13 protein-coding genes are annotated in these 14,022 nt (G+C 71.9%); 5 read left to right on the top strand and 8 right to left on the bottom strand.

What is annotated here, in order from left to right; genetic code table 11:
- Positions 1-5 precede the first annotated feature (5 nt).
- A complete protein-coding gene (gene lat, locus ACFSL2_RS20820) occupies positions 6-1,313 on the top strand; it encodes an L-lysine 6-transaminase (protein WP_377199669.1) in 1,308 nt (435 codons plus the stop codon).
- 98 nt (positions 1,314-1,411) lie between these two features.
- Here lat and ACFSL2_RS20815 read toward each other — a convergent pair whose 3' ends face one another.
- The 3 genes from ACFSL2_RS20815 to ACFSL2_RS20805 form a co-directional block, all read right to left on the bottom strand.
- Positions 1,412-2,095: a hypothetical protein gene (locus ACFSL2_RS20815; RefSeq protein WP_377199668.1), complete on the bottom strand. Its 684-nt coding sequence runs from the start codon at positions 2,093-2,095 to the stop codon at positions 1,412-1,414.
- A gap of 1 nt (position 2,096) precedes the next feature.
- Positions 2,097-2,627 (bottom strand): peptidoglycan-binding domain-containing protein, encoded by a 531-nt coding sequence (locus ACFSL2_RS20810; protein ID WP_377199667.1) that lies wholly within the window; start codon positions 2,625-2,627, stop codon positions 2,097-2,099.
- Positions 2,628-3,439: 812 nt separating this feature from the next.
- On the bottom strand, positions 3,440-4,159 hold the full coding sequence (locus ACFSL2_RS20805; RefSeq protein ID WP_377199666.1) for an SDR family NAD(P)-dependent oxidoreductase: 720 nt from the start codon (positions 4,157-4,159) through the stop codon (positions 3,440-3,442).
- A gap of 51 nt (positions 4,160-4,210) precedes the next feature.
- Here ACFSL2_RS20805 and ACFSL2_RS20800 point away from each other — a divergent pair, with 51 nt between their 5' ends.
- The gene (locus ACFSL2_RS20800) at positions 4,211-4,741 is read left to right on the top strand and encodes a MarR family winged helix-turn-helix transcriptional regulator (protein ID WP_377199665.1); all 531 of its coding nucleotides are present in this window, start codon (positions 4,211-4,213) and stop codon (positions 4,739-4,741) included.
- A 53-nt stretch (positions 4,742-4,794) separates the two neighbouring features.
- Positions 4,795-5,721: a S66 peptidase family protein gene (locus tag ACFSL2_RS20795; protein WP_377199664.1), complete on the top strand. Its 927-nt coding sequence runs from the start codon at positions 4,795-4,797 to the stop codon at positions 5,719-5,721.
- Positions 5,722-5,827: 106 nt separating this feature from the next.
- Here ACFSL2_RS20795 and ACFSL2_RS20790 read toward each other — a convergent pair whose 3' ends face one another.
- Positions 5,828-6,295, bottom strand: a complete 468-nt coding sequence (locus ACFSL2_RS20790) for an Lrp/AsnC family transcriptional regulator (RefSeq protein WP_377199663.1) — start codon at positions 6,293-6,295, stop codon at positions 5,828-5,830.
- On the bottom strand, positions 6,292-8,139 hold the full coding sequence (locus ACFSL2_RS20785; protein WP_377199662.1) for an ABC-F family ATP-binding cassette domain-containing protein: 1,848 nt from the start codon (positions 8,137-8,139) through the stop codon (positions 6,292-6,294). The genes ACFSL2_RS20790 and ACFSL2_RS20785 overlap by 4 nt, the downstream gene beginning before the upstream one ends.
- A gap of 176 nt (positions 8,140-8,315) precedes the next feature.
- Between ACFSL2_RS20785 and ACFSL2_RS20780 the strand changes: the two genes are divergently transcribed.
- Both ACFSL2_RS20780 and ACFSL2_RS20775 read left to right on the top strand, forming a co-directional pair.
- Entirely contained in the window at positions 8,316-9,305 is a 990-nt protein-coding gene (locus tag ACFSL2_RS20780; RefSeq protein ID WP_377199661.1) for an acetylxylan esterase, read from the top strand.
- Between the two features lie 91 nt (positions 9,306-9,396).
- Complete coding sequence (locus tag ACFSL2_RS20775; protein WP_377199660.1) at positions 9,397-10,206, top strand: acetylxylan esterase; 810 nt, start codon at positions 9,397-9,399, stop codon at positions 10,204-10,206.
- 58 nt (positions 10,207-10,264) lie between these two features.
- On the opposite strand, the gene ACFSL2_RS20770 is transcribed toward ACFSL2_RS20775, so the two are convergent.
- The 3 genes from ACFSL2_RS20770 to ACFSL2_RS20760 form a co-directional block, all read right to left on the bottom strand.
- Positions 10,265-11,218 (bottom strand): 4-(cytidine 5'-diphospho)-2-C-methyl-D-erythritol kinase, encoded by a 954-nt coding sequence (locus tag ACFSL2_RS20770; RefSeq protein ID WP_377199659.1) that lies wholly within the window; start codon positions 11,216-11,218, stop codon positions 10,265-10,267.
- Entirely contained in the window at positions 11,215-12,114 is a 900-nt protein-coding gene (rsmA, locus tag ACFSL2_RS20765; protein ID WP_377199658.1) for a 16S rRNA (adenine(1518)-N(6)/adenine(1519)-N(6))-dimethyltransferase RsmA, read from the bottom strand. Before rsmA ends, ACFSL2_RS20770 begins: the two co-directional genes overlap by 4 nt.
- A gap of 198 nt (positions 12,115-12,312) precedes the next feature.
- Positions 12,313-13,605: an aggregation-promoting factor C-terminal-like domain-containing protein gene (locus ACFSL2_RS20760; RefSeq protein ID WP_377199657.1), complete on the bottom strand. Its 1,293-nt coding sequence runs from the start codon at positions 13,603-13,605 to the stop codon at positions 12,313-12,315.
- Positions 13,606-14,022: the final 417 nt, after the last annotated feature.

Raw genomic sequence — 14,022 nt, 5'->3', positions numbered from 1 at the left:
CCAGCATGACGACACACCTTGAGCCCACCGCAGTGCTCCCCACCCTCCGCGAGCACCTCCTGGTCGACGGGTTCGACCTCGTCCTCGACCTCACCCGGTCCCATGGCTCCACCCTTGTCGACGCGCGCGACGGCCGCGAGTGGCTCGACCTGTTCACCTTCTTCGCCTCCTCCCCTCTCGGGATGAATCACCCCGCCCTGGCCGACGACGCGGCGTTCTGCGACGAGCTCGCCACCGCCGCGATCAACAAACCGTCCAACTCCGACATCTACACGGTCGAGATGGCACGCTTCGCCGACACGTTCGCGCGTGTGCTCGGCGACCCGGCACTGCCGCATCTGTTCTTCATCGACGGCGGCGCCCTCGCCGTCGAGAACGCGCTCAAGGTCGCGTTCGACTGGAAGTCGCGCCACAACGAGGCCAACGGCCGCTCCGCCGAGCTCGGCACGAAGGTGCTGCACCTGGAGCACGCGTTCCACGGCCGCTCCGGTTACACGATGTCGCTGACGAACACGGAGCCAGGGAAGGTCGCGCGGTTCCCGAAGTTCGACTGGCCGCGCATCCCCTCCCCGTACGTCGCGGAGGGCAAGGACATGGACGCGGCCGAGGCTGCCGCGCTCGGGGCGGCCCGGGCAGCGTTCGAGGCGAACCCGCACGACGTCGCGGCGTTCATCATGGAGCCCATCCAGGGCGAGGGCGGCGACCACCACTTCCGCACCTCGTTCCTCCAGGGCATGCAGGCGCTGTGCCGCGAGTACGACGCGCTGTTCATCGTGGACGAGGTCCAGACCGGCGCCGGGATCACCGGGACCACGTGGGCCTACCAGCAGCTCGCCATCACGCCCGACATCGTCGCGTTCGGCAAGAAGACGCAGGTCTGCGGCATCATGGCCGGCGGCCGCGTCGACGAGATCCCGGACAACGCGTTCGCCGTCTCGTCGCGCATCAACTCCACCTGGGGCGGCAACCTCACCGACATGGTGCGGTCGCGCAAGATCCTGGAGACCTACGAGGCCGAAGGGCTCGTGGACCGGGCCCGGGCCATGGGCAAGCGCCTCCAGGACGCACTCACCGAGCTGGCCGCCCGCCACGACGGCGTGACCGACGTACGCGGCCGCGGCCTCATGTGTGCGATGACGCTGCCGTCGCGCGAGGTCCGGGACCGGGTGCTGGCCGCCCTCACCGAGCGGAGCGTGCTCCTGCTGGGCTGCGGCGAGCGGTCGGTCCGCTTCCGCCCCGCGCTGACGGTGCCCACCGAGGCGCTGGAGGCGGGCGTGCGGGCCCTCGACGAGGTCCTGTCCGAGACCCTCTGACCTGTCAGGCGCTCAGGTCACTCGACGTGACCTGAGCGTCTGACGTGTCGTGGGCTGCTCGTCGTGCAGTTGCTCGTCGTGGGCTGCTCGTCGTGGCGCTACTCGTCGTCGGCGGCGACGCTGTCGGCGATCTTGATCAGCTCCGCCACCGTCGGCCCCGCGTTCCCGGTGGGCGTGCGGCCGACGGTGGACAGCAGCAGGTACGAGCCGGCGTCGTCGGACCATTCGACCCGCACGGGGCCGAACCCGTTGTTGTCCACCCGGGTGACGCGCGCCTCGAGCCCGGACTCCGCGAGGTCCTCCCACTCCACCATCACGTTGTCCCCGGAGAGCTCGTCGGACAGCTCCGCCGACCCCGGGTACGCCACGTACGTGATGGCGGCCAGCGGGTGGTACGCGCCGGCGCGGACCTCGTCCTCCGGCCAGGCGAGTCCGGGCGCGCCGCGGAACGTCTCCTTGTTCTCGGCACCGTCCAGCGGGTAGCTGATCCAGGTGCCCAGGTGGTCCTCCGCCGTCGTGCGGCCGATCCCGGCCGAGATGTCGGCGGGGCACTCGACCACCGCACGCCGGACGTCGTCCGGCACCCAGTGCGGCTGCCGCAGGTCCTCGGCACACGTGCCGGCCGTGAGGTCGGAGGCGTCGGCCGGGGTGACGACGGGTTCGTCCTCCCTGGCGCCGAGAACCAGCGTGACCACGACGATGATGATCGCGCCGAGCAGGGTCACCGCGCCGCCGAGCAGCCACTCCGGCCGGATTCGCGGCTCATCGATGGTCGTGACCACGTCAGCCCTCGCACTCGATCTCGGTGACCGCGTCCCGGGAGAGCGCCATGACCTTGCTCGACGAGACGGGGCTGCGCGCCACACCTGGCAGCACGAAGGAGCCCCAGTCGCAGTCGTTCTCGGCGAAGTACGCCTCCCTAGCGCCACCCGGCGCGGCGTAGTGCACGCGGTGGTCGGGACCCCGGCAGTCGAACTCCGGGTCGCACAACGAGACGACGAGCGCGCGCATGGTCACCCAGGTGCCGGTGTCCACGCAGCCGTTGACCGGCAGGCCGTTGTAGGCCTGGAACGCCTTGGTCGCCACCTCCGACTCCGGGTCCCACGACCCGTCCACCGGCTCGAGCCCGGTGCCGGCCGACAGGACGTTCTGCGCCGCGACCACGGCACCGCCGGACGTCTGACCGCACTCGCCGACCGGATCGTTGGAGACCCACATCGCGCTCGAGTTCATCGCCTGCACGATGGCGGCGATGATCAGGGCAGCGGCCACGGTGCCACCGCCCGCCTGCAGCCAGGTTCGGGTCGTGGGCATTCCCTCGGTGCTCCTTCGTCTGCCCGGGCGCCGGGGCTCCCACGAGGTCCCGCACGAAGCGAGGACGCTTCGCGGGTGGGGCACCGCGCCGGACGATGTACTGGCGTCCGTGAGCGTAACAATCCGCCCTTACGCGACGGAAGCGACGCACCGGACGAAAAGGTACGGGAGGGGTCCGGGACGCGGACGGGGACACGGACGGGGACACGGCCGGGGACGCGGTCGGCGGCTGCGGGCCGGCGGGTCCAGCACGGCGGGTCCGGGCGGCAGCTCTGGGCCTGGCGCCCGATGCGCTGCCGGACGCCACCGGACGCCGAACCGCAACTTCCCGGTCACCGGCTGGGCCGAACCGCAACCTGATGGTCCATCGGCGGCCGAGCCGCAAGGCGCACGTCGATCAGGCACGTAATGGACGATCAACCTGCGGATCGACGCCAGATAGGACATCCAACGTGCGGCTCGGCGCCCGCCAACCGTCAGACGGACGCGCAACGTGCGGCTCGGCACGCTACCTCTCGCAAGTCCGACGCCTATCTTGCGGCTCGACATCCACCAGCCCCTCAGACGGACGTCAAGGTTGCGGCTCGACGCCCGCACACCCGCATCGGCGGCCGAGCCGCACGGTGCACGTCGATCAGGCAACTTATGGACGATCAACCTGCGGATCGACGCCAGGTAGACGTTCATCTTGCGGCTCGGCACCCGCCGCACCCCGCCACGCCCTGCCCCGAACCGAGCCGAACCGAGCCGAACCGAGCCGAGCCGAACCGAGCCGAACCGCACCAGCCCAGCCAGCCCAGCCCAGCCAGAGATCACCGCGTAGTGTGCGCTCCCCCGTTCACGTGCAGCGTCTGTCCGGTGACATGGCGGGCACCCGGCGAGGCAAGGAAAGACACCAGCGCGGCGACGTCGTCGGGCCGGCCCGGGCGCCCGTCGTGCGTGGCGGCGACGAGCCGGTCGCGGCGCTGCTCGGTGAGGCGCCCCTTGAAGTACTCGGTGTCCGCGATGTAGCCGGGCGCGACGCAGTTCGCCGTGATGCCGCGGGGACCGACCGATGCGGACAGCCCGGCGGTCCATGCCTGGACCGCCGCCTTGGCGACGCCGTACGAGGTCCCCGCGTACTCGGCCCCGATCGAGCCGACGGTGATCACGGAGCCGCCGGCCGGCATGGTGTCGAGCGCGGCGGTCACCACCAGGACCGTGCTGAGCAGGTTCGCCTCGAGGTTGGCGCGCCAGCCCTCGGCCACCCCGGCAAGGCCGACCGCCTCGGGCCGGTCGAAGTCCGTGTTGCCGCCGGCCAGTGCCACCAGGACGTCGACGGGTGCGTCGAGCTGGGCCATGAGCGCCGCGACATCGTCCGGCTGGCCGACGTCGCAGACGATGCCGCGCGCACCCGACAGCCCTGCCGCCCGGTGGAGCCGATCCGCGTCCCGGCCGGTGATGACGACGTCGTCGCCCTGCTCGACGAACTGACGCGCCACCGCGCTCCCTATGCCGCCGGACCCACCGGTGACGAGAACAAGTCTGGGCATGCTGCTGCCTCCGATCGTGTACGTTTAGACCTAAACATACAGGAGGCCCCCGTGACCGAGTACCCCTTCGACTCCACAGCGGCCGTTCCGCCCGAGGCGATCGCGGCCGCGTGGGAGCGCGAGCTGCCGGGCGTGCCGGTGTCGTCGATCGGCGTGATCACGCCCTTGTGGCGAGCGGCGAAGGCTCTGGCGGACGACCGGCGCCGCACCCTGCACCGGATCGGGATCGACCCAGCGACCCTCGACCTGCTCAGCACCCTGCGCCGCTCGGGCGCGCCCTGGAGCCTGACGACACGCGAGCTGGCGGCGCAGACGCTCGTGACCGCCGGGGCGATCTCGCAACGGGTCGCACGGGCGGAGGTAGCCGGCCTGGTGACCCGGTCGCCGTCCGACGCCGGACGGCGCGCCGTGGCGGTCAGCCTGACCGACGCGGGGCACCAGCTGGTCGAGCGCGCGGTGCGCGACCTGCTCACGCACGAGGAGGAACTGGTCGGCGGCCTGACCGACGAGGACCGTCAGGTGCTGGGCGAGCTGCTCGGCCGGCTGGCGGCGGCCCGGGACGCGACAGATATTCGATCGTGACGCACGGTGCGGCGCCACCGGGAGCCGCCAGGCACAAAAGGTAATCTCAGCCCATGCTGCGGCCCTTGATCAGCCCGCCGCGACTGCGGCCGGGTGACACCGTTGCCATCGTCGCCCCCTCCGGTCCGGTTCCCGCGGAGCGGCTCGACGTCGGGGTCGCCCACCTCCGGGAATGGGGGCTGGACGTGCACGTGATGCCGCACGTCCTGGACACGCACCCGGACCACCGCTACCTCGCCGGCTCGGACGCGGCGCGCGCGGCCGACTTCCAGGAGGCCTGGCTCGACCCCGACGTCCGCGCCGTCATCACGGCGCGCGGTGGGTACGGTGCGACCCGGATGGTCGACCTGGTCGACTGGGACGCGCTCGCCGCGACCGACCCGAAGGTGCTCGTCGGCTACAGCGACTGCACGGTGCTGCACCAGGCCGTCGCCGCCCACCTCGGGCTGGTGTCGCTGCACGGCCCGATGTCGGCGACGGTGTCGTTCCTCAAGTCCGAGCCGGCTCGCGAGCACCTGCGGCGCACCCTGTTCGAGCCGGAGGCCACGCAGACGCTCACCGGTCCGCTCTCCCACACCCTGGTGGGTGGCACGGCCCGCGGCGTCACGGTCGGCGGCTGCCTCTCGCTCCTGGCGACGTCCGTCGGCTGCGGCGCGACGCCGCCGTCCGCGGCGGGTGGGATCGTCCTGCTGGAGGACGTCGACGAGCGGGCCTACCGGGTCGACTCGTTCCTCACGTACCTGCTGCGCTCCGGCTGGTTCGACGGCGCGCTCGGGATCGTGCTGGGCTCGTGGCAGGACTGCGACCCGGTCGAGCCGGTGGTCCTGGACCTGCTGGCACCGCTCGGTATCCCGATCGTCGGCGAGCTCGGGTTCGGCCACGGCCCGGACCCGCTCACCGTGCCGCTGGGCGTACCGGTCGAGCTGGACGCCGACGCCGGCACGCTCACCCTCGACCAGCCGGCCCTCGACCAGCCCTGACGGGGCCAGTCTCCCCTTCGAGGCCTAAGTTTCTTCGCTTTGGGGGCCTCGAAAGCGAAGAAACTTAGGCCTCGAAGGGAAGTGGCGGCAGAACTCGCGGACCTGGTCAGCCGGGCTCGGTCGTCTGTCCCTCGAAGTACGTCTGCAGCACCACGGTGGTGCGCGTCGAGACCTTCGCGGTGCGACGGATCCGCCCGAGCAGCTCCTCCAACGCCCGCGGCGACGCGACCCGCGCGGTGAGCAGGTAGTTGGCGTTGCCCGCTACCGAGTAGCAGGACTCGATGCCCGGCATGCCACGCAGGCGTTCCGGCGCGTCGTCCTCCTGCGCCTGGTCCAGCGGGGTGATCTCGATGAACGCGGAGAGCGGCAGTCCTACCGCCTCGGCGTTCACCACGGCCCGGTAGCCCGTGATGACGCCGCGCGCCTCCAGCTTGCGCACCCGCACCTGCACCGCGGACAGGGACAGCCCCGAGATCTCGGACAGGACCGCGAGCGTGGTGCGCCCGTCCTTGCGCAGTGCGTCGACGAGGGCCCGGTCGACCCCGTCGAGCGGTGCCAGATCGTTGTCGGTCATTCCGCCACCTCCGCCGCTTCCAACCAGGCCACCTCGAGCTCGTCGCGCTCGGTCGCCAGCTCGCGGAGCTCCGCGTCCAGCCGAGCGACAGCCTGGTAGTCCGTGGCCTGCTGCGCAATAGTCTCGTGCAGCTCGGCCTCCTTCTGGGCAATCTTCGCAAGACGCCGCTCGATGCGGGAGGCCTCCTTCTTCGCGGCACGGATGTCACGCTGCGAGAGCGCCTCGTTGCCGGAGCCGCTGCCGGACGCCTCGCCCCCGCCCGACGTCGTCGCACGCGTGCCCGCACCGGCAGGGGTGCCCGACGCCGAGGCTCCGGCAGCCTTGGCCGCGGCCCGGAGCCGCAGGTACTCCTCGACGCCGCCGGGCAGGTCCCGGATGGTCCCGTCGCCGAGCAGCGCCACCTGCCGGTCCGCGACCCGCTCCAGGAGGTACCGGTCGTGCGAGACGACGATCAGCGTGCCGAGCCAGCCGTCGAGCAGGTCCTCGACGGCGGCGAGGGTGTCGGTGTCGAGGTCGTTGGTGGGCTCGTCGAGCAGCAGCACGTTGGGCTCGGCCACCAGCAGGCGCAGGAGCTGGAGCCGGCGTCGCTCGCCGCCGGACAGGTCGCGCACCGGGGTGTAGGCACGCTCGCGCGTGAAGCCGAGCTTCTCGGTGAGCTGCGACGCCGTGAGCTCCTTGCCGTCGACGACGACTCGGCCCTTCTCCTGCTCGACCACCTCGACCGCCGTCAGGCCGCCGAGCTCGTCGAGCTCGGCGACGTCCTGCGAGAGCTCCTTGACGTGGATGGTCTTGCCCCGCTTGACCTGGCCCGCGTCGGGCGCTCGCCGGCCGGCGAGCAGCGCGAGCAGCGTCGTCTTGCCCGCACCGTTGACGCCCACGACGCCGTAGCGGTCACCCGGGCCCAGGCGCCAGGTCACGTCGTCGAACAGGACCTTGCCGGGCACCGTCACGCTGACGTTCTCGAGGTCCAGCACGTCCTTGCCCAGCCGCCGGGTCGCCATGCGGGTCAGCTCCATCGAGTCCCGGGGCGGCGGCTCGTCGTCGATCAGCGCGGATGCGGCGTCGAGCCGGAACTTCGGCTTGGACGTACGTGCCGGTGCGCCGCGCCGCAGCCAGGCGAGCTCCTTGCGCAGCAGGTTGTCCCGCTTCTCCGCGGCCGTGGCGGCCTGCCGCGCCCGCTCGGCACGCGCCAGGATGTAGGCCGCGTAACCGCCCTCGTAGCCGTCGATGGCACCCGTGTGGTCGCCGCGCACCTCCCACATGCGCGAACAGACCTCGTCGAGGAACCAGCGGTCGTGCGTCACGACCGCGAGCGCACCGGTCGCGCCGGGACGTCCGTACCGCTCGCGCAGATGGGCGGCGAGCCAGGCCACGCCCTCGACGTCGAGGTGGTTGGTCGGCTCGTCGAGCAGCAGCAGGTCCGGGTCCTGGACGAGCAGGGCCGCGAGCGCCACCCGGCGGCGCTGGCCGCCGGAGAGCTTGGCGACGGGGGCGTCCCAGCCGAGGTCGGCGAGCAGCCCCTCCTGCACCTGGCGCACCCGGGCGTCGGACGCCCAGACGTGCGTCTCCGCGTCGCCGTGCACGAGGTCGAGCACCGTCGCGTCCTCGGACAGCTCGTCCCGCTGGTCGAGCATGCCCAGGGTGGAGCCGCCCACCCGGGTGACCCGTCCGGCGTCGGGCAGCGACGTGCCCGCGAGGATGCGCAGCAGCGTGGACTTGCCCGCGCCGTTGGGCCCGACGACGCCGACGCGGTCGCCGTCGTCGAGGCCGAGCGAGACGTCGGACAGGAGGGTGCGAGTACCGATGGTCAGCGCTATGCCGTCCGCGCCGAGAAGATGTGCCACCCAAGAAGACTAGTTTGCCGCGGGCCCCGCCTCGGACACGGACCGGGCACTGGTACGCCTGGCATGCGTGTACTCGATGTCGGAGGCCGCGGCTACGCTGTCCACCGTCGACGGCGACCGCGCCCTGGAGGACTCCGCCGTCGCCCCCTGTAGACGACTACGCCGAGGAGCACCCCGTGGCCCAGTTCGACATGCCGCTGACCGATCTCGAGAGGTACGCCCCCGAGGTCGACGAGCCCGGCGACTTCGACGAGTTCTGGTCGGCGACGCTGGCGGAGGCGCGCACGTTCGACCAGGCGCCCACGGTGGAGCGGATCGACGTCGGGCTCACCGAGGTCGTGGTGGACGACGTGACGTTCCCGGGCTTCGGCGGCCATCCGATCAAGGCCTGGCTCACGCGCCCGGCCCATGCCGACGGCGACCTGCCCGTCGTGGTCGAGTACGAGGGCTACGGCGGCGGTCGGGGCCTGCCCCACGAGAAGATCCACTGGGCGGCGGCCGGCTACGCGCACCTGCGGATGGACACCCGCGGGCAGGCGTCGGGGCACGGGGCCGGTGGAGCGACGCCGGACCCGGTCGGTTCCGGGCCCGCGTCACCGGGTTACCTCACCCGGGGCATCCTCGATCCGCACGACCACTACTACCGCCGTGTGTTCACGGACGCCGTCCGTGCCGTGGACGCGGTGCGCCGTGTCCCGGGCCTGGACCCGGAGCGCGTGGCCGTGGCCGGCGGCAGCCAGGGCGGCGGGATCAGCCTCGCGGTGGCGGGCCTGGTGCCCGACGTCGTGGCCGCGATGCCCGACGTGCCGTTCCTGACCCACTACCGCCGCGCGGTGGCGATCACCGATGCCCTTCCGTACGGCGAGATCACGAAGTACCTCTCCGTGCACCGCGGTCCGGAGGTCGAGGCGCAGGTCTGGCGCACGTTCTCGTACCTGGACGGGGTGTCGTTCGCCCGGCGGGCGCGCGCGGCCGCCCTGTTCTCGGTGGCGCTCATGGACATCGTCTGCCCGCCGTCCACGGTGTACGCGGCGTTCAACGGCTGGGCCCTGGGGCAGGCGGAACCGGTCGAGAAGGAGATCGACGTCTACCCGTACAACAACCACGAGGGCGGCGGCGACTACCGGTTCCCCCGCAAGCTCGCGTGGCTGGGCAAGATCATCTGACCGGTGGCCGGACACCGTCCGAACCGGAAAATTGCCTGTCGCACCCGGGCGGTAGGCTCCGCAGCGCACGTCCATCCCCGGAGGTCTCCCCGTGCTTGAGTACGACCTGCCGCTCGTCACGGTGACGCCGGCGACCCCGCCCGCCACCGATGAGCCCGCGAACTTCGATCTGTTCTGGGCGCAGAACCTCGCCGCGCACCGCGACATCGAGGTGGCGCCCGTGCTGACCGCGTCCTCCGCCCGTGCCAAGGACCTCACGGCCGAGGCCGTGACGTTCGCCGGGTTCGAGGGGCGTCCCGTGACCGGCCGGCTCCTTGCCCCGTCGCGGGCCGACGCCACCCTGCCCGGCCTGGTCGAGCTGCGGCCCGCGGGCCGTGCTGCCGGCCGTGACCTCGAGTGGCTCGCGCCGGACGGGTTCGCACACCTGGTGGTGGAGCTGCCACAGGACGACCTCGACGACCCGTACAACCGTGGCGTGTTCACCGACGCGGTCCGGGCAGTGCAGGCCCTGCGCACCCTCGCGACCGTGGACCCGTCGCGGATAGCGGTGCTCGGCACCGGCCCGGTGGCGGCAGCCGTCGTGGCGGCGGCCGGGCTGCTGCCCGACCTCGCGTGCGCACTGGTCGAGGGCGACATCCCGGCCGCGCACAAGGACTCCCTCGTCGCGTTCGCCCGCCGGGCGAGCACTCCGCTGCAGCTCACGCAGGGTGCGGGCGCGCAGGTCCTGCTGGAGGAGTGGGGCTTCAACGCGGCGCTCGCGCTGGCCGCGATGACGGGTTCCGTCGAGCGGGTGGTCGAGTGCGTCGTGACGACGGAGCACAACACGGCGGCCCGCCGCACCCGCTGGATCACGAGGCATACCCGCCTGGCGGACGTCTTCGTCCCGCAGATCGCCTACTGAGTCCCGGCGCCCCGACCCCCGCACGGAGGTAGGCGGAGGTTCTACCTCGGCGGGTCGGCTAGCGGGAGACCGACGTGACGACCTGCGTCCCCGCAGCAGGCCCGGTGGCGCACCAGACCGCGTCGACGACGTCGGCCGCCGTCCACGCGGCACCCAGCGCCAGCGCGTGCTGGCGCGAGCGGCCGAGCGCGGCGACCGTGGGGCCGGACCCGGAGACGACCACGCCCAGCGCACCGGAGTCGGTGGCCACCTGCAGCACGGCGGCGAGCTCGGGCCGCAGGTCGAGTGCCGCCGCCTCCAGATCGTTGTGCAGAGCCTTGCCCAGCGCCACCGCGTCCCCGGCACGCAGCGCGTGCATGAGCTCGGTGTCGTCGGCGGCAGGCCCGACCTCGGGCGTCGACGGACCGGCCAGCTCGTCGAACCGCCGGAACACGCTGGGGGTCGGCAGGCCCTCGCGCTGCGTGCCGAAGCACCAGTGGAACTCACCACGTGTCATCGCCGGCGTCAGGAGGTCACCCCGTCCCGTGCCGACGGCAGTGTGCCCCAGGAGCGAGAACGGCACGTCCGCCCCGAGCTCGGCGGCCATCTCCACGAGCTCGGGGCGCGGGAGCCCGGCGTCCCAGAGCGTGTCGCAGGCCAGGAGCGCGGCGGCAGCGTCGGCGGACCCGCCGGCCATCCCTCCGGCAACCGGCACGCCCTTGGTGATGTGTAGCCGGACATCGGCCGCCAGCCCCGTACGTTCGGCGAGGAGCGCGGCGGCCCGCCAGGCGAGATTGGACGCGTCGGTCGGCACGGCGTCCGCCTGCGGCCCGGAGACCGTCAGCGAGATGCCGGATCCCGGCGCGGTCTGCGTGGCCGTGACCTCCTCGAACAGGGACACGGCCTGGAAGATCGTCGCCAGCGGGTGGTAGCCGTCGCTGCCGACGGGACCCACGCGCAGCGCGAGATTGACCTTTCCGGGCGCGCGGACGCGAACCGACGGCTGCGGGGCCGCGGTCAGGCGCGCGCTCACCGAGCCCCCTCCGCGTCGTCGGACACCGGGGTCACCCGGTCCGGCAGGTCGGGGAGCTGTTCCGCGATGCGCGCGAACTGCTCGACGACGAGCGTCTCGCCGCGCACACCCGGGTCGACACCCGCGGCGCGGAGCGCCACCTCGGCTGCGGCGCCCGAGCCGAACAGTCCGGCCAGCGCGGCACGCAGCGTCTTGCGGCGCTGGGCGAACGCCGTGTCCACGACGGCGAAGACCCGTTCCCGCGGTGCGGTGGTCGACGGCGGCTCACGGCGCTCCAGGTACACCAGCGCGGAGTCCACGTTCGGGGCGGGCCAGAAGACGTTGCGACCGATGGTCCCCACACGGCGGGCCGACGTGTACCAGGCGGCCTTGACCGAGGGGATGCCGTAGATCTTGGATCCCGGCACCGCGGCGATCCGGTCGGCCACCTCGGCCTGGACCATCACGAGCACGCGTTCCAGCGAGTCGAACCGCTGCAGCATGGTGAGCAGTACCGGCACGGCCACGTTGTACGGAAGGTTCGCCACGAGCGCCGTCGGCGGCGCACCGGGCAGGGTGGTCACGTCCATCGCGTCGGAGAGCACCACCTCGAAGTCGGAGTCCGGGAACCGCGCCTGCACCGTTGCGGCGATCTGGCCGGCGAGGACCGGGTCGATCTCGATGGCCACCACGGAGGCTCCGGCCTCCACCAGGCCGAGGGTCAGCGACCCCAGCCCAGGGCCGACCTCGACGACCCGCTCACCTGGCTTGAGGCCCGCGATCCGCACGATCTTGCGGACCGTGCCGCCGTCGTGGAGGAAGTTCTGCCCCAGCGTCTTGGTGGGCCGAACGCCCAAGCGCCCTGCCAGGTCGCGGATCTCCGCGGGACCGAGCAGGGCGCTTGAGGTTTCGTTCATGCAGGGGAGCCTATCTGGAGCGTTCGTGCGGAGCGCACTTGGAGGTGGGACGCAGCGAAGCAAGTTCCGCCGGAGAGTGCGCGCAGCACGAGAGCGACCTTGAGTCAGGCGTTCGTGCGGAGCGCACTTGGAGGTGGGACGCAGCGAAGCAAGTTCCGCCGGAGAGTGCGCGCAGCACGAGAGCGACCTATGGCTGGATCAGTACCAACCCACCGACTCCGAGTGGCCCCACGCACCGCACGGCGTGCCGTAACGGTCCGCGATGTAGCCAAGACCCCACTCGATCTGGGTGGCCGGGTTGGTGGCCCAGTCCGAGCCCGCCGAGCCCATCTTGGAGCCCGGCAGCGCCTGCGGGATGCCGTAGGCACCCGACGACGGGTTGGCGGCCTGGTAGTTCCAGCCCGACTCGCGCTCCCACAGGAGCTCGAGGCAGGTCCACTCCTGGCCGGTCCAGCCGCGTGCGGCGGCCATCTGCTGACCGATCTCCTTGACGGAGCCCGACGGCGCCGGGGCGCTGGGCTCTGGTGCCTCGGTAGTGGCCTCGACCTCGGCCTCTGCCTCGACAGGGGCCTCCTCCACGACAGGGCGCTCCTTGGTGCCCTCGACGATGACGCGGTCGACGGGCTCCTTCGTCACCTTGTTGGAGAGCTTCTTGCGGTCCACGACCTGGCCGTCGACCGTGCGCAGGACGACGACGCGGGTGCGCACGCCCTCCTTGCCCTCGGTCCGGACGAGGTCGCCCTCGTCGACGTAGCGGTCGCCGTCCTTGACGGTCTTGGTCTCGAAGGGCAGGTCGAACTTCTGGGTGACCTTCTTGGAGTCGACGCGCTGCACCTGGACGGCGACGTCGGCACCGGCTTCCTCGGCCGACTTCGCGGCCTTGCCGCCGATCGCCTTGTCCTCGACCAGGCTGGTGACCGGGACGATGCTCACGAGGTCGTTCTTGTCGACCTCGACCTCGACGTCGTCCAGCAGGCTGTCGATGCTCGCCGCGTGGTCCTCGACCACCTGGGTCGAACCGTCCGCCACGACCGCGACGGGTCCGTCGTCGTTCAGGCGGAGCGGGAGCGAGACACGGTCGCCGGAGCGGGACGCCACCAGGGCGACGTCGCCGCCGCGCTCGGCGAGGGTGGTCAGCGCCTCGCCCGCGTCGGTGACGGTGACCCAGACGTCGCGCTCCGCGTCGCCGTCGGTCATGGTGACCTGGCGGGCGTAGCGAACCACGATCTGATCGCCGTCCGAGAGCTCGGCATCGGTTCCGGGGGCCACGAGATCGCGTTCGCCCAGGCGGACGTTCTGCGACTCGAGCATGCCCTCGACGGAACCGGCGTAGGTGGTGATGGTCTTGGTTGTGCCGTCGACGTCGAGCGTGACGGTCTTGCGTGCCTCGGCGAAGGCCACCGATCCGGACGCGACGATCGCGACGGCCGAGAGGCCGGCAACGAGCGGCCAGCGACGGCGACGCTTCGAGGGGGCGTCCTGAGGTGTCACGGCCTCGGACTCTGAGTTGATGCTGGGGATGGAGCCAGAACTCTGCTGCTCAAAACGGGGGTTCACTCGTGTCCAGTCGTCGGACGTCCCGGGCACGGGCGGCGAGCCGGGCGCCCCGCGTACGCGGGAATCCCTACCACGATTCGGCCTGGGGGCCAGGCGGCTCTTGCGAGCCGTCGCGGTCTCGACCGGCCGATCCGGCGGTCTCGCACTACCCGCGAGATGCCGCGGCCAGTGCCGCCCTGCCGCCGTTGAGATGCGTGTGGCTTACACCACGTCGCACCCCCGCGCCAGCGAGGACAACCGAACGTAACTGATTTGTTATCGCTCGGCCAAGTGTGTTGGGGCGTTCTCTGTGTGGTCTCGGTCACTCGTCCAGGACAAGCGTCCAAGTCTGCGAAGGACCGGTAGCCGGTC

The organism is Promicromonospora aerolata, assembly GCF_042682255.1.
Taxonomy (GTDB): domain Bacteria; phylum Actinomycetota; class Actinomycetes; order Actinomycetales; family Cellulomonadaceae; genus Promicromonospora; species Promicromonospora aerolata.
This window is presented reverse-complemented; position numbering and strand designations above follow the sequence as displayed.

Coding starts and splice junctions, on each gene's coding strand:
- lat (WP_377199669.1), top strand. CDS start 6: ATGACGACACACCTTGAGCCCACCGCAGTGCTCCCCACCCTCCGCGAG.
- rsmA (WP_377199658.1), bottom strand. CDS start 12,114: ATGAACGAAACCTCAAGCGCCCTGCTCGGTCCCGCGGAGATCCGCGAC.
- ACFSL2_RS20805 (WP_377199666.1), bottom strand. CDS start 4,159: ATGCCCAGACTTGTTCTCGTCACCGGTGGGTCCGGCGGCATAGGGAGC.
- ACFSL2_RS20795 (WP_377199664.1), top strand. CDS start 4,795: ATGCTGCGGCCCTTGATCAGCCCGCCGCGACTGCGGCCGGGTGACACC.
- ACFSL2_RS20810 (WP_377199667.1), bottom strand. CDS start 2,627: ATGCCCACGACCCGAACCTGGCTGCAGGCGGGCGGTGGCACCGTGGCC.
- ACFSL2_RS20790 (WP_377199663.1), bottom strand. CDS start 6,295: ATGACCGACAACGATCTGGCACCGCTCGACGGGGTCGACCGGGCCCTC.